A 20465-nucleotide genomic window follows, 5' to 3' on the forward strand; every position below is an offset into this window, starting at 1 on the left:
TGTCAATGTTGCAGCAACGCCGAGATTTCGGCGTTGATGAAGGCGCGGTCGTCGGCGTTGTTGGCGGGATTGCCGGCCCGGTGCCCGTGGATCGACGGGATCGCGTGCAGCGCGGCCGAGCGCGCGTTGACCAGGCGGCCGAGTTCATCCTTGTTGTCGCGCGGGTCGAAATAGCGATCAGTACGCCCCGGCATCAGCAGGATATGCGCCTTGATCGCGGCCAGCGCCCGGTCGAAGTCGCCGCCGAATTGATCGCAACGGCTGATATCGCCGGCCTGCCAGATCGCGATCTGCGCCAGCAGATCATTCGCATCGCGCCGCGCGAAGGCACCGTCCCAGGATCCCGCGAGGTACTGCTCGAGCGATTCAAATCCGGCCTCGCGCCAGACTTCCTCGCGATAGAACTCATGCGACATCGCCCAGCCGGCGTAGACGCGCCCCATCGCACGAAGGCCCGCCGCGGGCTTGGTGGCGAAGCGGCCGTCCCGGTAGGCCGGGTCGGCGGTCAGCGCGGCCTTCACTCCTTCGAGGAACACATGATTATACGGCGAGCACCGCGCGCTGCCGCAAACCACGGCTGCGCGCTCGACCATGTCGGGATATCGCGCGGCCCAATGATAGGCCTGCATGCCGCCCATCGACCAGCCATAGACCAGCGCGAGCCTGGTCACGCCGAACCGCTCGACCAGCAGCCGCCGCTGGATCGCGACCGCGTCATGGTAGGTGAAGGCGGGAAACGGCGCGCCGCCGAGCACCTCGGCCGAATTCGACGGCGAGGAGGACAGGCCATTGCCGAACAGATTCGCGATGACGATGAAGTAGCGCTTGGGATCGAGCGCCCCGCCCGGCTGCACCAGCCATTCGATGTCGGTGTGCTGTGCGGCAAACGACGTCGGATACAGGATGACGTTGTCCCGCGCCGCGCTCGGCGTGCCGTAGGTCTTGTAAGCGAGCCTCAGTTGCGGAAACACGGCACCGCCCTGCAGCGTCACATCACCGGCCTCGAACACCTCATAGTCGCGCGGCGTGGTCATCGGCATTCGACCTCAAGCAGCCGGGCGCAGCGCTGCGCCCAAAATTACTGTACTAATAGTACAGTAAATACGAAGCCCTGGCAATAGCGGCGAAGGTGGAATGACACCAAGGCCGATCCATTCAAAATCGGTATGGATCAATACCCGTTTCGGCTTGGACCCATTGTCGTCATCTCTCTAGGACAGACCCCGAGGAAATTTTCGAGGAGGCGCTAATGAGCGCAATTGTGTCCGCCGCAGACACGCGGCGATCCCGCGTCCGGCTCTTGATCGTGACGATGCTGTTTCTCGTCACCACCGTGAACTATGCCGATCGCGCCACGCTCTCGATCGCCGGCCCCGCCCTTTCCAAGGAACTGCATCTCGATCCCGTCGCGATGGGCTACGTGTTCTCGGCGTTCGGCTGGTCCTATGTGGTCGCGCAGGTGCCGTGCGGCTGGCTGCTCGACCGCTTCGGCTCCAAATGGGTGTATGCGATCAGCATCATCGTCTGGTCGATATTCACCGCGATGCAAGGCCTGGTCGGGTTCCTCTCCGCCGGCGCGGCCGTGGTCCTGCTGTTCGCCCTGCGCTTTCTGGTCGGTATCGCCGAGGCACCGTCATTTCCGGCCAATGCCCGCATCGTCGCCTCCTGGTTCCCCGGCAATGAGCGCGGCACCGCCTCGGCCTTCTTCAATTCGGGGCAGTATTTCGCCACCGTGATCTTCGCGCCGCTGATGGGCTGGATCGCCCATGAGTATGGCTGGCGCCATGTGTTCTACGTGATGGGTGCGCTCGGCATCGTCATGGGCATTGCCTGGATCAAGACCATCTACGAGCCGAAGGAGCACCCCGCGATCAACGAGACCGAGTTCGACTACATCAAGCAGGGTGGCGCGCTGGTCGACATGGACGCGACGAAGGACGGCAAGGCCCATGACAGCGGCCCGCGCTGGGACCACATCCGCCAGCTGCTCGCCAACCGGATGATGCTCGGCGTCTATATCGGCCAGTACTGCATCAACACGCTGACCTACTTCTTCCTGACCTGGTTCCCGGTCTATCTGGTGAAGGAGCGCGGGCTCTCGATCCTGCAGGCCGGCTTCGTCGCGACCTTGCCGGCGCTGTGCGGCTTCATCGGCGGTGTGCTCGGCGGCGTGATCTCGGACTACATCCTGCGCCGCACCGGCTCGCTGACCATGGCGCGCAAGATCCCGATCGTCGGCGGCATGCTGTTGTCGATGTCGATCATCGCCTGCAACTATGTCGACGGCCAGGCACTGGTGGTCGGCTTCATGGCGCTCGCCTTCTTCGGCAAGGGCATCGGCGCGCTCGGCTGGGCGGTTGTCTCCGACACCTCGCCGAAGGAAGCCGGCGGGGTCTCCGGCGGTCTGTTCAACACCTTCGGCAACCTGTCCTCGATCACCACGCCGATCATCATCGGCTACATCCTCGCCGCCACCGGCTCGTTCAACGGCGCGCTGGTGTTCGTCGGTGCCAACGCGCTGGTCGCGGCGATCGCCTATCTGTTCATCGTCGGCGAGATCAAGCGGGTGCAGCTGAAGGCGGCCTGAGCCAGGCCTGAACGCGCTTCACCTCCCCCCCTTCCGCGGGGAGAGGTCGAAATTCGCACAGCGAATTTCGGGTGAGGGGCGAAGCAACACATCTCCGCAAAGACAGTCCTTCCGACTCGTTCGGATCAGGCCTGCAAATTGACGCGGCCGTTACGCAGAGAGAGCCCCTCCCCCCAACCCTCTCCCCGTAAGAACGGGGAGAGGGAGTAGAAAACCAAACGGCGGCTTCGGCCGCCGTCTTTGTCCGATTGTTTGTCTGCTTTTTGTCTTCTTGGCCAGTGGGAGGCATCGATGCTAGAACGTACAAATCCCCGCGCGATCCATTCCGGGCTTGCATCGATGTTCGACCTGAGCCAGCTCCGCTGCTTTGTCACGGTGGCCGAGGAATTGCATTTCGGCCGCGCCGCGGCGCGGCTCAACATGACGCAACCGCCGCTGAGCCGGCAGATCCAGGTGCTCGAGCACATCATCGACGCGCCGCTGTTGGAACGCACCAGCCGCTCGGTGCGGCTGACGCCGGCCGGACGCAGCTTCCTGCCCGAGGCGCGGCGCATCCTCAAGCTCGCGGAATCCGCTTCGCAGGTTGCCCGCCGCATCGCGCTCGGCAAGACCGGCTCGCTCAAGATCGGCTTCACCGCCGCGGCCGCCTATGGCTTCCTGCCCGACCTGATCGCGGCCTGCCGCTCGCGCCTGCCCGAGGTCGATTTTTCCCTGAAGGAAATGGTCTCCGGCGATCAGTTCGAGGCGCTCACCACCGGGCAGATCGATGCCGGCCTGCTGCGCCCGCCGATCGCGCGGCCGGAATTCGCCAGCCGGCGCGTCGTGGCCGAGCCGTTGCTCGCCGCGATCCCGAAGAAGCATCCGCTCGCCGCGGCCGAGACCGTCAGCATCAAGGATTTCGACGACCAGCCTTTCGTGATGTATTCGCCCTATGAGGCGCGCTACTTCCACGATTTGCTGGTGTCGATGTTCACGCGCGCCGACGTGCTGCCGCGCTATGTGCAGCATCTCAGCCAGATCCATTCGATCCTCGCCATGGTGCGCGCCGGGCTCGGCGTTGCGATCGTGCCGGAAGCAGCCGCCAGCCTGAAGATCGCGGAGGTCAAGCTGAAGCCGCTGAAGCTCCGATCACCCGTGCCGGTCGAGCTGTTCATGGTGTGGCGGCGCGATCACGAGAACCAGTTGCTGCCGTCACTGATCGAGATCGCAACCGAAATTGCAGCGCCGCATCTGCGCGGCGATTGATGCAGAGTTAGCATCGCTCGATACCGCGTTTGGCTTGGACGCGCATCGAACCATCTCCTAGAGACTCCGTCATGGACGCGCGCTGCTCGCGCATCCCGTTCCCAGAAACATTCAAGGAGTGGCGCCATGAGCAAGATGACCCCTCAGGAGATGGCCGCCAGAATCGGTGGCGGCCTCCTGTCCTTCCCCGTGACCCCGTTCAACGCGGACTATTCGTTCGACGAGACGACCTATCGCGCCAACATGGACTGGCTGTGCGGCTATGACGTTGCCGGCCTGTTCGCAGCCGGCGGTACCGGCGAGTTCTTCTCGCTGACGCCGAGCGAAGTTCCCCACGTCGTGAAGATCGCGGTCGACGAGACCAAGGGCCGCGTTCCCGTGCTGGCCGGCACCGGCTACGGCACCGCGATCGCGCGCGAGATCGCGGTTGGCGCAGAGAAGGCCGGCGCCGACGGTCTGCTCTTGCTGCCGCCCTATCTCACGCAGGCCGAGCAGGACGGCCTCGCCGCGCATGTCGAGGCGGTGTGCGCGTCGGTCAAGATCGGCGTCATCGTCTACAACCGCGACAATGCGATCCTGCAGCCCGATACGCTGGCGCGCCTCTGCGAGCGCTGCCCGAACCTCGTCGGCTACAAGGACGGCATCGGCGACATCGAGCTGATGACTCGCGTCTATACCCGGCTCGGCGATCGCCTGACCTATATCGGCGGCCTGCCGACCGCGGAGACCTTTGCCCTGCCCTATCTCGACATGGGCGTGACCACCTATTCGTCGGCGGTGTTCAACTTCGTGCCGGAATTCGCCACCAAATTCTACGCCGCCGTGCGCCGGCGCGATCATCAGACCATCCATGCAGGGTTGAAGGATTTCATCCTGCCGCTGATCGCGATACGCAACCGCAAGAAGGGTTATGCGGTGTCGATCATCAAGGCCGGCATGAAGGTGATCGGCCGCTACTCCGGCCCGGTGCGGCCGCCGCTAACTGATCTCACCGCGCAGGAGATCGCCGAGCTCGCGGCATTGGTGGCCAAGCTGCCGCAGGCCGCGGTGCGGCAAGCGGCAGAATAGGCGGAACCGCCAAGACGACAGCGAAGGACGAAGGGAGGAGCAGATGATCCAGGACACGATCCGCACCGGCTTTGCCGGCGCACCTGTTGTCACGGCGATGGAGGTGATCCCGGTCGCCGGCCGCGACGGCATGCTGCTCAATCTGAGCGGCGCGCATGCGCCGTTCTTCACCCGCAACCTCGTTATCCTCACCGACAACTCCGGCCACACCGGCGTCGGCGAGGTGCCGGGCGGCGAGAAGATCAAGAAGACGCTCGAGGACGCCCACGACCTCGTCGTCGGCCAGACCATCGGCGCCTGCAACAACATCCTGGCCTCGATGCGCCAGGCCTTCGCCGATCGCGACGCCGGCGGCCGTGGCAAGCAGACCTTCGACCTCCGCGTCACCATCCATGCGGTCACCGCGGTCGAATCCGCGCTGCTCGATCTGCTCGGCCAGCATCTCAATCTCCCGGTCGCAGCGCTGCTCGGCGAAGGCCAGCAACGCACCAGCGTCGAGACGCTCGGCTATCTCTTCTTTGTCGGCGATCGCCGGAAGACCAGCCTTCCTTACGTCGAGGGCGAGACCGGCAAGCCCGACTGGTTCGATCTGCGCCACCAGGTGGCGATGACGCCGGAGGCGATCGTGCGTCTCGCCGAAGCGACGCAGGCGCATTACGGCTTTGCCGATTTCAAGCTCAAGGGCGGCGTGCTCAGGGGCGAAGAGGAGATCGAGGCCGTCACCGCAATCGCTAAACGCTTTCCGAAGGCGCGCGTGACGCTCGACCCGAACGGCGCCTGGTCGCTCGACGAGGCGATCCGGCTATGCAGCAACATGCATGGCGTGCTCGCCTATGCCGAGGACCCCTGCGGCGCCGAGGCCGGCTTCTCCGGCCGTGAAATCATGGCCGAGTTCCGCCGCGCCACCGGGATGCCGACCGCGACCAACATGATCGCGACCGACTGGCGCCAGCTCTCGCACGCATTGCGGCTTGGCGCGGTCGACATTCCGCTCGCCGATCCGCATTTCTGGACCATGCAGGGCTCGGTGCGGGTGGCGCAGACCTGCCGCGACAACGGCCTGACCTGGGGTTCGCACTCCAACAACCATTTCGATATTTCGCTGGCGATGTTCACCCATGTCGGCGCCGCCGCGCCCGGCAAGGTGACCGCGATCGACACCCACTGGATCTGGCAGGACGGCCAGGCGTTGACGCGCCAGCCGCTGCAGATCAAGGGCGGCAAGATCGCGATCCCGGATCGGCCGGGCCTAGGCATCGAGCTCGATCGCGGTGCCATCGAGGCCGCGAACGCGCTATACAAGCAGCATGGTCTCGGCGCCCGCGACGACGCGCTGGCCATGCAGTTCCTGATCCAGGGGTGGACCTTCGACGACAAGCGTCCCTGCCTCGTGCGCTAAAAAAGAAAGGTTGGAAACATGACCGCTCACCAGAAGAACTTCATCGCCGGCGAATGGGTCGACGGAACAGGCATCACGCGGGACATCAACCCCTCCAACACCAAGGATGTGGTCGGCGAATACGCCAAAGCCGACAAGGCGCAGACCGAAAAGGCGATCGCCGCGGCGAAGACCGCATTCCCGGCCTGGGCGCGCTCGACGCCGCAGGAGCGCTTCGACGCGCTGACCAAGATTTCCGTCGAAATCCTCGCCCGCAAGGAAGAGCTTGGCCGCCTGCTCGCCCGCGAGGAGGGCAAGACGCTCCCCGAGGGTATCGGCGAGGTGGCGCGCGCCGGGCAGATCTTTGCGTTCTTCGCCGGCGAAGCGCTGCGGCTGATGGGCGAGAAAGGCGCATCGGTGCGCCCCGGCCTCGACGTCGAGATCACTCGCGAGCCGGTCGGCGTCGTCGGTATGATCACGCCGTGGAACTTCCCGATTGCGATCCCGGCCTGGAAGATCGCGCCGGCGCTCTGCTACGGCAACGCCGTCGTGTTCAAGCCGGCCGAGCTGGTGCCGGGCTCGGCGCACGCGCTGTCCGAGATCATCGCGCGTTCCGGCATTCCCTCCGGCGTGTTCAACCTCGTGGTCGGCTCGGGGTCGGTGGTCGGCCAGACCCTGCTCGATCATCCCGACGTCGCCGCGATCTCCTTCACCGGCTCGGTTCAGACCGGCCGCAAGATCGCGCAGGCCTGCGTGCTCTCCGACCCCATGAAGAAGTTCCAGCTCGAGATGGGCGGCAAGAACCCGCTAGTCGTGCTCGACGACGCCGACGTGAAGGTCGCGGTCGAGGTCGCGGTCAACGGCGCCTATTTCTCGACCGGCCAGCGCTGCACGGCGTCCTCGCGCCTGATCGTCACCGCGGGAATTCACGACCGCTTCGTCGCCGCGATGACCGAGCGCATGAAGGGGCTTTCGGTGGATGACGCGCTGAAGAGCGGGGTGCATGTCGGCCCGGTCGTCGACCAGAGCCAGCTCGACCAGGACCTGCGCTACATCAAGATCGGCCAGGACGAAGGCGCCCGCCTGCACTGGGGCGGCGAGTTGCTCAACCGCGAGACGCCGGGCTTCTATCTGCAGCCGGCGCTGTTCACCGAGACGACCAACCAGATGCGCATCGCGCGCGAGGAGATCTTTGGCCCGGTCGCCTGCGTGATCCGCGCCAAGGATTATGAAGAGGCGCTGGCGATCTCCAACGACACCGAGTTCGGCCTCGCCTCGGGCATCTGCACCACCAGTCTGAAATACGCCTCGCACTACAAGCGCAACAGCGAGGCCGGCATGGTGATGGTCAACCTGCCGACCGCCGGCGTCGACTACCACGTCCCGTTCGGCGGCCGCAAAGGCTCGAGCTACGGCGCACGCGAACAGGGCGCCTATGCCCGCGAGTTCTACACCACGGTGAAGACGGCTTACACCTTCCCGGGTTGAGAGCGTTGAAACGAGTTGCAGCCGCGCAAGCGCTGCGCCCCCTCTCCCGCTTGCGGGGGAGGGTCGGGGTGGGCTCTCTCCACGAGTCATTCGGTGGAGAGAGCCCCCACCCGTCACGCTCCGGACGACGCTTCGCGTCGCTCGTCGCGTGCCGCCCCCCGCAAGCGGGAGAGGTAACGCAAAGTCAGGAGAAGCCTCATGGACCAGTCGATCGGCGCGCAGGAGCAGCCCCGCTATATCAAGCTCAACGAGCGCGACAACGTCGCGATCGTCGTGAATGATTTCGGCCTGCCCGCCGGCTCGCGCTTCGCTTCGGGCCTGACGCTGCGCGCCTTCGTGCCGCAGGGCCACAAGACCGCGCTGGAAGACATCGCCGAGGGTGCACCCATTATCCGCTATGGCGAGGTGATCGGCACGGCGCTGTCGCCGATCCTGGCCGGCGAGTGGGTCGACGAGGCACGCATCCGCATGCCCGACGCGCCGCCGCTCGATCAGCTCGAGATCGCGACCGCCGTGCCGCCGGCGCTGCCGCCGCTCGAAGGCTTCACCTTCGAGGGCTATCGCAATCCCGACGGCTCGGTCGGCACCAAGAACATCCTCGGCATCTCCTCCTCCGTGCAATGCGTCAAGGGCACGATGGAATATGCGGTCAAGCGCATCCGCGCCGAGCTCTTGCCGAAATATCCCAATGTCGACGACGTCGTGCCGCTGACCCACGCCTATGGCTGCGGCGTCGCGATCACGGCGCCCGACGCCGTGGTGCCGATCCGCACCCTGCAAAATCTCGCGCTCAACCCGAATTTCGGCGGCGAGATCCTCGTCGTCGGCCTCGGCTGCGAGAAGCTCGCGCCGGAACGGCTGGTGCCCGAGGGCGTCGGCGATGCCATCGTGCGGATGCAGGACGAGGCTTTCGACGGCTTCGGCGCCATCGTCGATGCCATCATGACCCAGGCCGAAGCCCGGCTGAAGGTGCTCAACGCCCGCAAGCGCGAGACCTGCCCGGCCGCTGACCTCGTGATCGGCCTGCAATGCGGCGGCAGCGACGCGTTCTCCGGCGTGACCGCGAACCCCGCGGTGGGCTTTGCCGCCGATCTTTTGGTGCGCGCCGGTGCGACCGTGATGTTCTCGGAAGTCACCGAAGTGCGCGACGCGATCCAGCTGCTGACCCGCCGCGCCATCAACGAGGATGTCGGCCGCGCGCTGATCCGCGAGATGGAATGGTATGACGCCTATCTCGCCCGCGGCGGCGCCGACCGCAGCGCCAACACCACGCCGGGCAACAAGAAGGGCGGCCTTGCCAACATCGTCGAGAAGTCGCTGGGCTCGATCGTCAAGTCCGGCTCCGGCCCGATCGCGGGCGTGCTGTCGCCGGGCGAGAAGGCGCGGCAGAAGGGCATGCTGTTTGCGGCGACGCCCGCCAGCGACTTCATCTGCGGCACGCTGCAGCTCGCCTCCGGCATGACCTTGCAGGTGTTCACCACCGGCCGCGGCACGCCCTATGGCCTAGCCGCCGCGCCGGTCATCAAGGTCGCGACCCGCAGCGAGCTGGCGCGGCGCTGGAAGGACCTGATCGATTTCGACGCCGGCTGCATCGCCACCGGCGAGAGGACCATCGAGGAAACCGGCTGGGACCTGTTCCGCTTGATCCTCGACGTCGCGAGCGGGCGCACCAAGCCGTGGTCGGACCGCTGGGGCATCCACAACGATCTGACGCTGTTCAACCCGGCGCCGGTGACCTGAGCATCCGCGGCTCCTTAACCACCCGTTAGCCACGTCCTGACTCGCCGGGGAACGTCGCAATTCGATTCAAATTGTCTGGGCATGGAGGCACACATGACCCGGACAACCGATGATCTCAGAGATCAGGCCGACCGCGCCGAGCGGCTGGCACGCACCGGCATGGACTTGTTGACGGTCGAGCGCCTGCGTGCCTACGCGGAGGAATGTCGCAGCCAGATCGCAGCCGCCGAGCGAGAGAGGCAATCGGGGGCATCACCAGCGGCATAGATGCCCGGAGTTCGCCACCAGACGCTTGTCAAAATTTTTCGAGTCCTCGCACTTCCTTGGCGGCGACCTTGATCAGCGGCTTGACCGCCTGTTCCTCGCGGCCAAGCACAACGCCCGAGGCAAAGGCGCTGGCGCGCTCCTTCCGATGCGGGGCCTTCAGCGCCGCATCGACCGCCAGCTTGCGGTGCGCGACAAAATCGTTGAGCGAGCCGAGCGCATCCTGGACCCGCTTCAGGTGCCTGGACAGCCGCGCGAGCTGCTTGCGCTCACCCTTGCGCGGAAACAGGCTTTCGAAGAAGTCGATCGCGTATCTGAGCTTCTTGGCCCTAATGCGCACCTTGTGCCGCTCCCGGGCCGACAGTTCGTCGAGACGCCGGCCATCCCTGCGCAGCTTCCTGATGCGGCGATGCAGCAGCGCGGCGGCGAATTCCTCGATCGGACCGCCTTCGTCCTCCGCGGCAATGGTCTGCCTTGCCTCGACCCATTGCAACGTGTCGATCAGCATCGACCGATAGCGCCGCGAATTGACCGCCTGCCGCGCGCCGGCGAATGCACGGTCGCGGCGGTCGGAGAATTCCTGCCGGATCGCTTTGCCGCCTCGCTGCAGCAGCGCGTCATGCGATGCAGGCTCGATATCTTCCTTGACGAACACATCAAGCTCGCGCGCCGGCGCGAGCGCGTTGCTGAGCCACTTCAGTTGCGTCTTGATGTCTTCCGTCGGGGCTACGGTGAGAATCTTCGAGAACAGCGAGATCGCGGCGCGCAGCCGCCGCAACCCAACCCGCATCTGGTGAATGCCTTCCGCCTCGCCCTCGCGGACAGCGTCGGCATTCGACGAGAAGTGACGAAGCGCGGCGCGCGCGATCACCCGGAACGCCGCGCCGGCGGTAAGCCCGGCGTCGATCACGATGCTCGCGGCGGAGACCACGACTTGCTCGCCACCACCCGCGAGCTCATAGCCATGTTCGGCTTTCGAGCGTAGATCGAGCTCTGCCGCCGCCTTCTGCTCCAGCGCCCTGGCGACCCGGAACAGGTCGAGCGGGCGGCCGCTCTTGAGTTCGAGTTCGACCTCGTCGATTCGGCGCGAACGGTGCCCGGCCGTGGTGTAGCCGCGATCGATCGCCAGCTCGATCTCGCTGCGTTTCGTCCGCAGCGGCACGGTAATGCGCCGGACTGACGTCGCGAACACCGGCTTCAGCTTGTGACGCAGCCTGTCAGACGCGAGCTTTTCGAGCGGTGTACCTTCGGCCTTGTCGAGGTCGAGGTGTCCATCCGCAACGTCGGTCTCCCATTCGCCCCGTTCAAACTGTGGGCCCGCCCCGGACTTGATGGTCTGAACATAGTTGGCGCCATCCCGCCGCACACGCAGCGTCAGTCCGTGCCGCCTGAGCTTGTGCTTCGCCGTGTCGAAATAGGTCGAGACGAGATCGCTCACGGATGGTGCGCCGCTTTTGCTGCCGGCGATCCGCGGTTTCGTCAGTCCCTTGAGCTTGCGCGCGGGAACGCGGAATTTGAGCTCCGTCTCAGCCGCCATCGTCGCTCCGTGGCCTGGGGCACCAAGCAAACGTCCGCCGTGACGAGGTCAGCGGCGGACGTTCATGCTAACACAAGATCGTCTGAGTTGGCGCCAATCGTCGTCGTTGTGGATCACGGTCGTGCTGCGATTGCCGAACTCGTCCTGCTTCTTGATGACCGTGGTCCGGTCACGGCGCGGCTCACGCTCCCTGATCACGGTGGTGCGATCACGATCGCGATACTCAGGCGTCCGACCAACCGTTACGCCCGCGCGACGGGGCCAACGCGGACACCGACATCATCGGCGAACACAGACGATGCGATCGCGGTCACCATGGCCGCAGCCAACAGATACGTCCTCACGCCAACGTCGCGTGCGACCTACCGTTCCTGTACCGACCGTGCTGCAGTTGCTCACGCGCCTGTGCAAAACATCGCGCGGGGAACTCGCTGAACAGGCATTCATCTGTGTGGCGAAATCCCCATGTTCCACGCGTTGAATAGCCTGAATTGATGTCCCACGTCCTTAACTAACAGGAGGACGTTCCATGAAACAGTCACAGCACTTCCTCGACAATGCGGAGAACTGCGCGCAGCTTGCCGAGCGTGCCGACGACGAGCCGACCCACAAGCGCTTCAAGCGAATGGAAGCGGCCTGGCGCGCGCTGGCAAAGGAACAGGATTGGCTCGACGGTGAGACTTCGCCAGCGGAAAATGCAGCCTAGATCCAGCCCGGCCGTGGCGACAAATACGACGTCGCCACGGCCCGCGGCCTACTCGGTGCTGCGCTGCCGCTGCCAGCGCAACAGATAGGCCTGCAACCGCCAGATAATCGCCGACAGCACCACACCGACCAGCATCAGCACCACGACAGCAACCATCATGCCCGAGGCCTCGCCGCGCGCCTCCGATTCGATGATGAGGCGGCCGATGCCGCGCTCGGCGCCGATGAACTCGCCGACGATCACGCCGATCAGTGCGAAGGAGATCGCAGGCGTCAGCGAGGCGAACACCCAGGCCATCGTCGAGGGGATCACCACCGTCCGCGTGATCTGCCATTCGCTGGCGCCGAGCAGCCGCGCGGCATTGGTGAAGCCCTCGTCGATCGAGCGCGCGCCCTCGAAGGTGTTGAAGAACACCAGGAATACGACGACGATCCAGGACGTCACGATCTTCGACATGTCGCCGATCCCGAATGCCAGCACGATGATCGGCGCCAGCGCGATCCGCGGGATCGAGTTCACCGCGGTGATGAAGGGCTGAAAGATCGCGCTCAGCCGGTCGGATCGTCCCAGGATCAGCCCGGCGACGAAGCCGCTGACCACGCCGGTGACGAAGCCGAAGAAGGTATTCTTCAGGGTGATGGCGGTCGCGGCCCAGAGGTTGTTCTCGTTGCGCGCCAGACACTTTCCGAAGTCGCCGTTGAACCAGCTGTTGAAGACGCCGAGCTTCGAGATCAGACAGCTCTGGATCAGGAAGTTGTCGAAGATCATCGACGGCTTCGAGATGAAGTAGGGATCGAGCAGGTCGGGCACCAGCCAGGGCAGTCTGGTGCGGAGGTCGTAGCCCCATTGCCAGACCGACAGCACCACGGCGCAGATCAGGACCTGCCAGCCGACCGTGCCGAGCGTGCCGTACCTCTTCATGCGCTGCGGCCCTTGACGAATTCCTCGCCCAGCGAATGCCAGATGTGCTGGAACAGCTCGGCATAATGCGGGGTCTCGCGCACCTTCACCGCATCGCGCGGGCGGGCGAAGTCGACCTCGAACATGTCCTTGATGCGGCCCGGCCGCGCCGAGAACAGGATGATGCGGTCGGCCAATGTCAACGCCTCGCCGAGATCATGGGTCACGAACAGCACGGTTTGCTGCTCGCGCTCCCAGATCCGAAGCAGCACCTCGTGCATGTCGATCTTGGTGTGGGTGTCGAGCGCACCGAACGGCTCGTCCATCAGGAGGATCTGCGGCTCGACGATCAAAGTGCGCATCAACGCCGCGCGCTGGCGCATGCCGCCCGACAGCGCCGACGGATAGGCGTTCTCGAATCCCTTCAGGCCCGCTTGCGCGACGCATTCGGCGATGCGCTCCTTCCGTTCGTGAGCCGGCACGCCTGACAGCTCCAGCCCGTAGCCGATATTGTCGCCGACGGTCCGCCATGGAAACAGCGTGTCGCGCTGGAAGACATAGCCGACATCGGGCGTCGCCTTGCCGGCGACGACGCGCTTGCCGTCGATCAGGATCTCGCCGCCGGTGGGGCGGATCAGCGAGGCAATCATGTTGAGCACCGTGCTCTTGCCGGAGCCCGACGGCCCGAGCAGCGCGACGAATTCGCCGCGGCGCACGTCGAAGGTCACGTCACGCACCGCCTCGATTGTGGTTTTGGCAAGCTGGAACGACTTGCTCAGGCCCTTGACCTCGACGCGGCGATCGGCCGGGGCGCGCGGCGACACGGTTGCGCTTGTCTCGAGCGCGCTCAACCCGGATAGGCCTTTCGCGCCGCTTCGATCAGGTTGGAGTTGACCACGTCGGCGATCTTGAGCGGCTTGATGCCGGTCATCTCGCGGAACCAGACTTTCTCGCCGCGCGCGAAGCTTGCGGTATCGATCGTGCCCTCATAGTCCGCGACCTTCTGGATCGACGTGATCTCCAGCAGATTGGCCTCGCGCGAGGTGCTGCCGACATAGGGCTCGATGGCGTCGTAGACCTCGGTCGGCTTGTGGGTCTTGATCCACTGCGACGCGCGCCACAGCGCGGTGACGTAGGCCTGCATCTTGGCCGGGTCCTTGTCGATGGTGGCCTGCAGCGTGAAATGCGCGGTCACCGGCACCTTGCCGCCGATATGCTTGTTCCAGATCGCCTCGTCGGTGCCGTCGAACAGCAATTCGCCCCAGCCCTGCTGCTGCGCCTCGTTCAACAGCGACAGCGAACTGACGAGGATATCGACCTGCTTCGACTTCAGCGATCCCAGCATGGTGTCGACATTGCCGGTGCCGATCCAGGTCACCTTGTCGTCGAGTCCCATGGTTTCCATGTAGTAGGACGACCAGACATGGTTGGTGCCGCCGAGCGAGGAGACCGAGACGATCGGCTTGCGGCCGTCGGGCCGCTTCCATTGCGTGAAAGCCTCCAGCGAGTTGATGCCCTGGTCCTTCAGATCCTTGCGCAGGATGAACATCACCGAGTTCGATCGCGTGTCGACCGGCAACAGCACGCGCGCGGCGCGGCCGTGATTGGTCAGCTGCATCGGATGGGTGACGTCGCCGATGCCGATATCGCCCTGCGACGAGGCGATGATTTCGCGGGTCTTCACACCGCTGCCACCTTGCACCAGCTTGCAGTCGAGCCCGGCCTCCTTGAAGTAGCCGATACGGTCGGCAACAAATTGCGTTTGATAGACCGGCACCGCGACCGGATAGATTGCGCGACCCGTGGCCGCCTGCGCCAACGCACGCCCGGTCGCCAGCGCCGCGCCACCGGCGGCGATCACCGTCAGCGCCGATCGCCGCGAAATGTGGGGCATGGTGAGGCGCGCCATCACGCGTGCTCCGTGGCCGAGATCTTGTCGAGCGCGCCGAGCACCGCATCGCCCATCTGGACAGTCGACAGCTTTTTTGCCCCGGCCTCGGCGATATCGGCCGTGCGCGCGCCAGAGGCAAGCGCGGTCTGCACCGCCTTCTCCAGCAGGTCGGCGTCCTCAGGCCGATTCAGCGTCAGGCGCAGCAGCATCGCGACGCTGAGGATCGAGCCGAGCGGATTGGCGATGCCCTTGCCCGCGATGTCGGGCGCGCTGCCATGCACCGGCTCATAGAGCGCCTTGCGCCGGCCGAAGCGATCGACCGGGCCGAGCGATGCCGACGGCAGCATGCCGAGCGAGCCCGAAGCCATCGCCGCGCAGTCCGACAGGATGTCGCCGAAGATGTTGCCGGTCACCATGACGTCGAACTGCCGCGGCTCGCGCACGATCTGCATCGCGGCGTTATCGACATAGAGATGGGTCAGCTCCACGTCGGAGAATTCCTCCTTGTGCAGCTTGATCACCTCTTCGCGCCAGACCACGCTGGTCTCCAGTACATTGGCCTTGTCGACCGAGCAGACCTTGTTGCGCCGGGTCCGCGCCAGCTCGAAGGCCGAGCGCGCCACGCGGCGGATCTGGTTCGTGGTGTATTGCTCGGTGTTGAAGCCGCGGCGCTGGCCGTCGGGCAGTGTCTCGATGCCGCGCGGCTCGCCGAAATAGATACCGCTGGTCAGTTCGCGGATGATGACGAAATCGACGCCGTCGAGCACCTCGGCCTTGAGCGGCGCCGAGGCCGACAGTGCCGGGCTCGCTACGATCGGCCGCAGATTGGCGTAGAGATCGTATTTGCTGCGCAGGCCCAGCAAGCTGCCGGCCTTGCGTGCGGCGGCCGGCACCTCGGTGGTCTCCGGTCCGCCAGTCGCACCCCACAGGATCGCGTCGGCCTCGTCCATCGCCTCGGCGGTGTCCTCGGGCAGCACCTTGCCGGTCGCAAGATACGGGATCAGGCCGTACTGCGCCTCGCGCAGCGTCATCGGAACGCCGCGCTTCGCCGCGAACCAGTCGAGCACGCGGCGCGACTGCGCGGTGACCTCGGGGCCGATGCCCTCACCGCCGACGACGGCGACCTTGACCATGTTGGATTGCGTGCTCATGCCGGTGTCCTTGAAGCGGGTGTCGTTGTCGAATGAATCCATGGCCGCGCCGCGCAGTCGGAGGCCTGGAATGCGTGGATCTCGTCGTCGCGTTGCAGCGTCAACGCCACCTCGTCGAGCCCCTTCAGCAGCCCCTCGCGCCGCCGGGGGTCGATCTCGAACGAATGCCGCGCGCCCGACGGCGAGACGATGGTCTGGGCCTCGAGGTCGATGGAAACCTTGCCCGCGCCCTGCGTCGCCTCGATGTCGGCGGCCAGCTGATCGACCACCGCCTTGTCGACGATGACGGGCAGGATTCCGTTCTGGAAGCAGTTGGCGAAGAAGATGTCGCCGAAGCCGGAGCCGATGATGGCGCGGATGCCGCGCTCCTGCAGCGACCACACCGCGCCCTCGCGCGAGGAGCCGCAGCCGAAATTCGGCCCGGTCACCAAAATCTCCGCCTCGCGATACGGCTCGCGGTTCAGGATGAACTCCGGATTCTCCGAGCCGTCGGGCAGGTAGCGCAGCGAGCCGAACGCCCATTTGCCGAGCGTGCCGCGGATCGAGTTGCCGACCAGGCGCTCGATGCGGATGATGACGTCGGTATCGATATTGCCGCGCATGATCGGCGCGGCGGTTGCGGTGAGCTTGTCGAACGGTTTTGGCATGCTCTAGCGTCCCATCATCCTGACATCGGCGATCGCGCCGGCAATGGCGGATGCCGCGGCACTCGCGGGGCTCGCCAGATGCGTCCGCGCGCGCGGCCCTTGCCGGCCGACGAAATTGCGGTTCGAGGTCGAGACCGAGCGCTGCCCGGGCGCCACCACCTCGCCATTGGCGGCAAGGCACATCGAGCAGCCCGGCTCGCGCCACTCGAAACCGGCGTCGATGAAGATCTTGTCGAGCCCTTCGGCGACCGCCTCGCGCTTGACGTTCTCCGAGCCCGGCACCACCCAGGCGCGGACCCCGGCCGCGACCTTGCGGCCGCGCGCGATCTCGGCCGCGGCGCGCAGGTCGCTGAGCCGGCTGTTGGTGCAGGAGCCGATGAACACCCAATCGACCGGCGTGCCCGCGATCGGCGCGCCGCCCTGCAGGCCCATATACTCCAGCGCGGTCTCGATCGCGGCGCGCCGCAACGGATCGTCGACCGCCTTCGGATCGGGAATGACACCGTCGACGCCGACGACGTGCTCGGGACTGATGCCCCAGGTCACTTGCGGAATGATCTTCTTGACGTCGATCACGACCTCGCGATCGAACACCGCGTCGGGATCGCTCGGCAGTTCGCGCCACGCTTTCACCGCGAGATCCCACATCGCGCCTTGCGGCGCATAGGGACGGCCGCGCAGGAATTCGAACGTCTTCTCGTCCGGCGCCACCATGCCCATCTTGGCGCCGAGCTCGATCGAGAGGTTGCAGATCGTGAGCCGGCCCTCGATCGGCAGCGCGCGGATCGCACTGCCGGCATATTCGACCGCATAGCCGGTGCCGCCGGCGGCGCCGATATGGCCGATCAGCGCCAGGATCATGTCCTTGGCGGTGACGCCGAGCGGCAGCTTGCCCTCGAAGCGCGCGCGCATCGTCTTCGGACGGCGCTGGATCAGCGCCTGAGTCGCCAGCACATGGGTGAGCTCGCTCGACCCTATGCCGAAGGCGAGCGCCCCCAAGCCGCCATGGGTGCAGGTGTGGCTGTCGCCGCAGACGATCGTGGCGCCCGGCAGGCTCAAGCCGAGTTCCGGACCGATGACGTGGACGATGCCCTGGCCGGGCTGATCGACATCGAACAGCGTGATGCCGCTCGCCGAGGTCTCGACCCGCAGCGCCGCCAGCAATTCCATTCCGATCTTACTGGTTCCGGCGCGGCCGGGCGCCGTCGACAGCGCGTGATCCGGCGTTGCAAAGGTCAGTTCGGGATTGTGGACCTTGAGGCCCCGGCTCTTGAGATCGAGCAGACCGCGCGACCCGCCGAGATCGTGCAGCAGATGGCGGTCGATATGAAGGAGGTCAGTGTCCTCGCTGAGGCGAGCAATGACGTGCTGGTCCCAGATCTTCTCGAGCAAACTTCGGCCGGGCATCCGCCTTCCCCTGCTCTGTGCGTTTCCATGCGGCTTGATCTTATTGACGCCAATCTGGGCCAAAGTTGTCGTCAAGTGAAGCAGTTTTGCCCTAACATCACATATGTGATGGAGGTGAGGTACTTGACCCGCCGAGGAGCCAGCCATGCCGAATCCGAACAAGACGGCCATCGTCAAATCGGCCATGCGGACGTTCGCAGTTCTGGAGTTCTTTCGGAAAACAAAGCGGGCTGCTTCCGTGACCGAAATATCGTCCGCGTTGGAGATGCCCCAATCGAGCACGTCGGTGTTGCTTCGATGTCTCGTCGAATTGAACTACCTGGAATACGAGCGAAAGACCCGGCTTTTCATCCCGAGCTACCGGGTCAATCTGCTGGGTGACTGGATCCGTCGTTCCCCGTTCCGTGATACCAAGCTCACCGATCTGATGGAGGAACTCTGGACCGCGACGGGCGGCGAAACCGTCATGCTCGGACAACAGGCCGGCGCCGCCGGGATGCAATATCTGCACGTTGTCCCCGGCGGCTCTCAGCTTCAGTACACGGCACAAGCCGGTCAAATACGACCGATGGTGCGGACAGCGCTCGGACATGTGCTACTGAGCCAAATGCCGAACACCAAAATTCGTGGCATTATCCGGCGCAACAATGCCGAGGAGCCGAGTCAGTCGGCGCGCGTTCGCGAATCCGCCTTTCTCGAAGAGGTCGAGCGCATTCGCCGCCGCGGCTTTTCCGAGACAGGCGGCCGCACGACGCCGGGCGCAAACACAATAGGCATGCTCGTTCCCCTGCCGAAGCGACGCGCTCCGCTCGCGATCGGCATCGGCGGCCCGATCGAACGAATCGCGGCAAAGCGCGCGCACATCATTGAAGTGATGCAGAGCCGGCTGAAGGAGCTGACAGACGCAGCCGGGCCAAAATTCGTTTGAGAAAAGACCTCTCAGGACGCGTAGCGCGTGTCGTGCGAATGACGGAGCCGTAGCCCGGATGAAGCGGAGCGCAATCCGGGGACTTGTGCAGCGGCGAGACTGAACTGCACCCCTGATGTGAGACACGATAATCAGGGACAGGTGCCGAGCGCCTGAGGCGGCGGGGCGGGTTGATGGGTTAGGGCCGCATGGCGGGGCTGCTGCGCAGCAGCCCCGCCATGCGGTAGATTTGTTTCGAACTCGGCTGGCGGCCGGTAAGCCAAAGCCGAGTGCAGCCGCTGACGATTGTATACCTGTTCGATGAAGGCGCCGATCGCATTTCTCGCCTGCTGCGCATCGCGATAGGTCTGGCCGTTGACCTCCTCTTGCTTGAGGGTCTTCATGAAGCTCTCCGCTCTGGCGTTGTCGTAGGGATTGCCGACCCGGCTCATGCTCGGGGCGACGTCGTGCTGCTGGAGCAATTCGGTGTAGTCGCTACAGGCGTATTGGATACCCCGGTCGGAGTGATGGATCAGGCTGCCGGGCCTCGGTTGGCGCGCCGCCAGCGCCATGGAGAGTGCCGCGATCGCCAGGCGCGCCTCTAGGTGCGTCTCCAAGGCCCAGCCGACGACACGCCGGCTGAAGGCATCGAGCACGATGGCGAGATAGGCGAACTCCTCCTGCAGGCGGATGTAGGTGATGTCCGCCACCCAGAGCTGATCGAGGCCACTCGGCACCATACCGCGGGCCAGGTTCGGTACCACCCGCCACGGGTGGCGCGAGTCGGTCGTAACAGGCACGAACGGCTGCTGCCGCAGGCACAGCAGATTATCCTCTCTCATCAGGCGAAGCACGCGCTTGCGGTTGACCACAAAGCCTTCGCGGCGCAGCTGCGCGGCGATCCGGCGATAGCCGTAATGCCTATAGGCAAGCGCCAGCCGCTGGATTGCGTCCCGCACGCCGGTTTCCTCGGCACGTGGGGCGCAAGCCGCCCAATGTCGGTAGTAACCGGCCCGGCTGACGCCAGCCAGGGCGCACATCCGTTCGATCGTCAGTTCGCCTTGCCGCGGGGGGATCGTCATCGCCTGGATGACCTCGTAGACCCCGTCACGCCAGGCCCGCTGCTCGGCCGGCGTGCTTCCTTGACCCGCCGCAAGGCTTGCCGAAAAAAATCCAGTTCAATCTGCTGCTGGCCGATCTTGCGCTCGAGTTCGGCAATCCGCTCCGGCGCGCCCGGGTCGGCCGCCGCAATATCGCGCGCACGCTTCCTCACTGCTGCTGGAACAACCGCTTCGCCCTTGCGGGGGCGACCCAGCGGCCGCAGCGCTGCCGCCCCGCCTGCACGAAACAGATCGCGCCAAGCGTAGAGATCCTTGCGCAGCACCTTCAGCTCGTCTGAAAGCGCCCTTATCCGCTCGCCCGCCAGAATGCGGCGAACCGCCTCAAGCTTGAACTCTCGGCTGAAAACACGGGGTGATTTGTTGGGCATTCGTTCTCCGTTAGAGAACTGTCCCTAATTTCCCGTGTCTCACTTTTGGGGGGCACTCCA

Annotated in this window: 19 protein-coding genes; 9 read left to right on the forward strand and 10 right to left on the reverse strand. The window is 65.2% G+C overall.

The window, feature by feature from the left end; translation table 11 throughout:
• Positions 1-2: 2 nt before the first annotated feature.
• Entirely contained in the window at positions 3-1034 is a 1032-nt protein-coding gene (locus tag E2I15_RS16055; protein WP_137483826.1) for an alpha/beta fold hydrolase, read from the reverse strand.
• 215 nt (positions 1035-1249) lie between these two features.
• Here E2I15_RS16055 and E2I15_RS16060 point away from each other — a divergent pair, with 215 nt between their 5' ends.
• The 7 genes from E2I15_RS16060 (at position 1250) to E2I15_RS16090 (ending at position 9773) form a co-directional block, all read left to right on the forward strand.
• Complete coding sequence (locus tag E2I15_RS16060; protein WP_137483806.1) at positions 1250-2587, forward strand: MFS transporter; 1338 nt, start codon at positions 1250-1252, stop codon at positions 2585-2587.
• A 339-nt stretch (positions 2588-2926) separates the two neighbouring features.
• On the forward strand, positions 2927-3832 hold the full coding sequence (locus E2I15_RS16065; RefSeq protein WP_028333278.1) for a LysR family transcriptional regulator: 906 nt from the start codon (positions 2927-2929) through the stop codon (positions 3830-3832).
• A gap of 126 nt (positions 3833-3958) precedes the next feature.
• Entirely contained in the window at positions 3959-4900 is a 942-nt protein-coding gene (gene kdgD, locus E2I15_RS16070) for a 5-dehydro-4-deoxyglucarate dehydratase (protein WP_137483805.1), read from the forward strand.
• A 43-nt stretch (positions 4901-4943) separates the two neighbouring features.
• Entirely contained in the window at positions 4944-6299 is a 1356-nt protein-coding gene (gudD, locus tag E2I15_RS16075; protein WP_137483804.1) for a glucarate dehydratase, read from the forward strand.
• 18 nt (positions 6300-6317) lie between these two features.
• Complete coding sequence (locus E2I15_RS16080) at positions 6318-7766, forward strand: aldehyde dehydrogenase family protein (RefSeq protein WP_137483803.1); 1449 nt, start codon at positions 6318-6320, stop codon at positions 7764-7766.
• 198 nt (positions 7767-7964) lie between these two features.
• On the forward strand, positions 7965-9506 hold the full coding sequence (gene garD, locus E2I15_RS16085; protein ID WP_137483802.1) for a galactarate dehydratase: 1542 nt from the start codon (positions 7965-7967) through the stop codon (positions 9504-9506).
• Positions 9507-9599: 93 nt separating this feature from the next.
• On the forward strand, positions 9600-9773 hold the full coding sequence (locus tag E2I15_RS16090; RefSeq protein WP_338134508.1) for a hypothetical protein: 174 nt from the start codon (positions 9600-9602) through the stop codon (positions 9771-9773).
• A gap of 28 nt (positions 9774-9801) precedes the next feature.
• Here the strand turns inward: E2I15_RS16090 and E2I15_RS16095 are convergent, their stop codons facing one another.
• A complete protein-coding gene (locus tag E2I15_RS16095) occupies positions 9802-11307 on the reverse strand; it encodes a CYTH and CHAD domain-containing protein (protein WP_137483800.1) in 1506 nt (501 codons plus the stop codon).
• A 529-nt stretch (positions 11308-11836) separates the two neighbouring features.
• Here E2I15_RS16095 and E2I15_RS38745 point away from each other — a divergent pair.
• Positions 11837-12013, forward strand: coding sequence for a hypothetical protein (locus E2I15_RS38745; protein WP_162832403.1), 177 nt, complete (start codon positions 11837-11839; stop codon positions 12011-12013).
• Between the two features lie 48 nt (positions 12014-12061).
• Here the strand turns inward: E2I15_RS38745 and E2I15_RS16105 are convergent, their stop codons facing one another.
• Genes E2I15_RS16105 through leuC form a run of 6 tightly spaced genes read right to left on the reverse strand, consistent with a single transcriptional unit; the run spans position 12062 to position 18009 of the window.
• Positions 12062-12934: an ABC transporter permease gene (locus E2I15_RS16105; RefSeq protein WP_137483799.1), complete on the reverse strand. Its 873-nt coding sequence runs from the start codon at positions 12932-12934 to the stop codon at positions 12062-12064.
• Positions 12931-13764: an ABC transporter ATP-binding protein gene (locus tag E2I15_RS16110; protein WP_155262425.1), complete on the reverse strand. Its 834-nt coding sequence runs from the start codon at positions 13762-13764 to the stop codon at positions 12931-12933. Before E2I15_RS16110 ends, E2I15_RS16105 begins: the two co-directional genes overlap by 4 nt.
• Complete coding sequence (locus tag E2I15_RS16115) at positions 13761-14822, reverse strand: ABC transporter substrate-binding protein (protein ID WP_137483797.1); 1062 nt, start codon at positions 14820-14822, stop codon at positions 13761-13763. The genes E2I15_RS16110 and E2I15_RS16115 overlap by 4 nt, the downstream gene beginning before the upstream one ends.
• On the reverse strand, positions 14822-15955 hold the full coding sequence (gene leuB, locus E2I15_RS16120; protein ID WP_137483825.1) for a 3-isopropylmalate dehydrogenase: 1134 nt from the start codon (positions 15953-15955) through the stop codon (positions 14822-14824). Before leuB ends, E2I15_RS16115 begins: the two co-directional genes overlap by 1 nt.
• Positions 15952-16602: a 3-isopropylmalate dehydratase small subunit gene (leuD, locus tag E2I15_RS16125; RefSeq protein ID WP_137483796.1), complete on the reverse strand. Its 651-nt coding sequence runs from the start codon at positions 16600-16602 to the stop codon at positions 15952-15954. The genes leuB and leuD overlap by 4 nt, the downstream gene beginning before the upstream one ends.
• Positions 16603-16605: 3 nt before the next feature.
• Entirely contained in the window at positions 16606-18009 is a 1404-nt protein-coding gene (gene leuC / locus E2I15_RS16130) for a 3-isopropylmalate dehydratase large subunit (RefSeq protein WP_137483795.1), read from the reverse strand.
• 145 nt (positions 18010-18154) lie between these two features.
• On the opposite strand from leuC, the gene E2I15_RS16135 reads away from it, so the two are divergent.
• A complete protein-coding gene (locus E2I15_RS16135) occupies positions 18155-18937 on the forward strand; it encodes an IclR family transcriptional regulator (RefSeq protein WP_137483794.1) in 783 nt (260 codons plus the stop codon).
• Positions 18938-19068: 131 nt separating this feature from the next.
• Here the strand turns inward: E2I15_RS16135 and E2I15_RS16140 are convergent, their stop codons facing one another.
• Positions 19069-19998, reverse strand: coding sequence for an IS3 family transposase (locus E2I15_RS16140; RefSeq protein WP_137484199.1), 930 nt, complete (start codon positions 19996-19998; stop codon positions 19069-19071).
• Positions 19995-20405, reverse strand: a complete 411-nt coding sequence (locus E2I15_RS16145; RefSeq protein WP_137484197.1) for a helix-turn-helix domain-containing protein — start codon at positions 20403-20405, stop codon at positions 19995-19997. The genes E2I15_RS16140 and E2I15_RS16145 overlap by 4 nt, the downstream gene beginning before the upstream one ends.
• Positions 20406-20465: the final 60 nt, after the last annotated feature.

Source organism: Bradyrhizobium sp. BR2003, assembly GCF_009720285.1.
Taxonomy (GTDB): Bacteria; Pseudomonadota; Alphaproteobacteria; order Rhizobiales; family Xanthobacteraceae; genus Bradyrhizobium; species Bradyrhizobium elkanii.

What these genes read in the sequence shown, in the direction of transcription:
- gudD (WP_137483804.1), top strand. Translation starts at nt 4,944, where the DNA reads ATGATCCAGGACACGATCCGCACCGGCTTTGCCGGCGCACCTGTTGTC.
- leuC (WP_137483795.1), bottom strand. Translation starts at nt 18,009, where the DNA reads ATGCCCGGCCGAAGTTTGCTCGAGAAGATCTGGGACCAGCACGTCATT.
- E2I15_RS16060 (WP_137483806.1), top strand. Translation starts at nt 1,250, where the DNA reads ATGAGCGCAATTGTGTCCGCCGCAGACACGCGGCGATCCCGCGTCCGG.
- E2I15_RS16145 (WP_137484197.1), bottom strand. Translation starts at nt 20,405, where the DNA reads ATGCCCAACAAATCACCCCGTGTTTTCAGCCGAGAGTTCAAGCTTGAG.
- E2I15_RS16140 (WP_137484199.1), bottom strand. Translation starts at nt 19,998, where the DNA reads ATGACGATCCCCCCGCGGCAAGGCGAACTGACGATCGAACGGATGTGC.
- E2I15_RS16055 (WP_137483826.1), bottom strand. Translation starts at nt 1,034, where the DNA reads ATGACCACGCCGCGCGACTATGAGGTGTTCGAGGCCGGTGATGTGACG.
- leuD (WP_137483796.1), bottom strand. Translation starts at nt 16,602, where the DNA reads ATGCCAAAACCGTTCGACAAGCTCACCGCAACCGCCGCGCCGATCATG.
- E2I15_RS16065 (WP_028333278.1), top strand. Translation starts at nt 2,927, where the DNA reads ATGTTCGACCTGAGCCAGCTCCGCTGCTTTGTCACGGTGGCCGAGGAA.
- E2I15_RS16135 (WP_137483794.1), top strand. Translation starts at nt 18,155, where the DNA reads ATGCCGAATCCGAACAAGACGGCCATCGTCAAATCGGCCATGCGGACG.
- E2I15_RS16080 (WP_137483803.1), top strand. Translation starts at nt 6,318, where the DNA reads ATGACCGCTCACCAGAAGAACTTCATCGCCGGCGAATGGGTCGACGGA.
- E2I15_RS16105 (WP_137483799.1), bottom strand. Translation starts at nt 12,934, where the DNA reads ATGAAGAGGTACGGCACGCTCGGCACGGTCGGCTGGCAGGTCCTGATC.
- leuB (WP_137483825.1), bottom strand. Translation starts at nt 15,955, where the DNA reads ATGAGCACGCAATCCAACATGGTCAAGGTCGCCGTCGTCGGCGGTGAG.
- garD (WP_137483802.1), top strand. Translation starts at nt 7,965, where the DNA reads ATGGACCAGTCGATCGGCGCGCAGGAGCAGCCCCGCTATATCAAGCTC.
- E2I15_RS16090 (WP_338134508.1), top strand. Translation starts at nt 9,600, where the DNA reads ATGACCCGGACAACCGATGATCTCAGAGATCAGGCCGACCGCGCCGAG.
- E2I15_RS16095 (WP_137483800.1), bottom strand. Translation starts at nt 11,307, where the DNA reads ATGGCGGCTGAGACGGAGCTCAAATTCCGCGTTCCCGCGCGCAAGCTC.
- E2I15_RS38745 (WP_162832403.1), top strand. Translation starts at nt 11,837, where the DNA reads ATGAAACAGTCACAGCACTTCCTCGACAATGCGGAGAACTGCGCGCAG.
- E2I15_RS16115 (WP_137483797.1), bottom strand. Translation starts at nt 14,822, where the DNA reads ATGGCGCGCCTCACCATGCCCCACATTTCGCGGCGATCGGCGCTGACG.
- kdgD (WP_137483805.1), top strand. Translation starts at nt 3,959, where the DNA reads ATGAGCAAGATGACCCCTCAGGAGATGGCCGCCAGAATCGGTGGCGGC.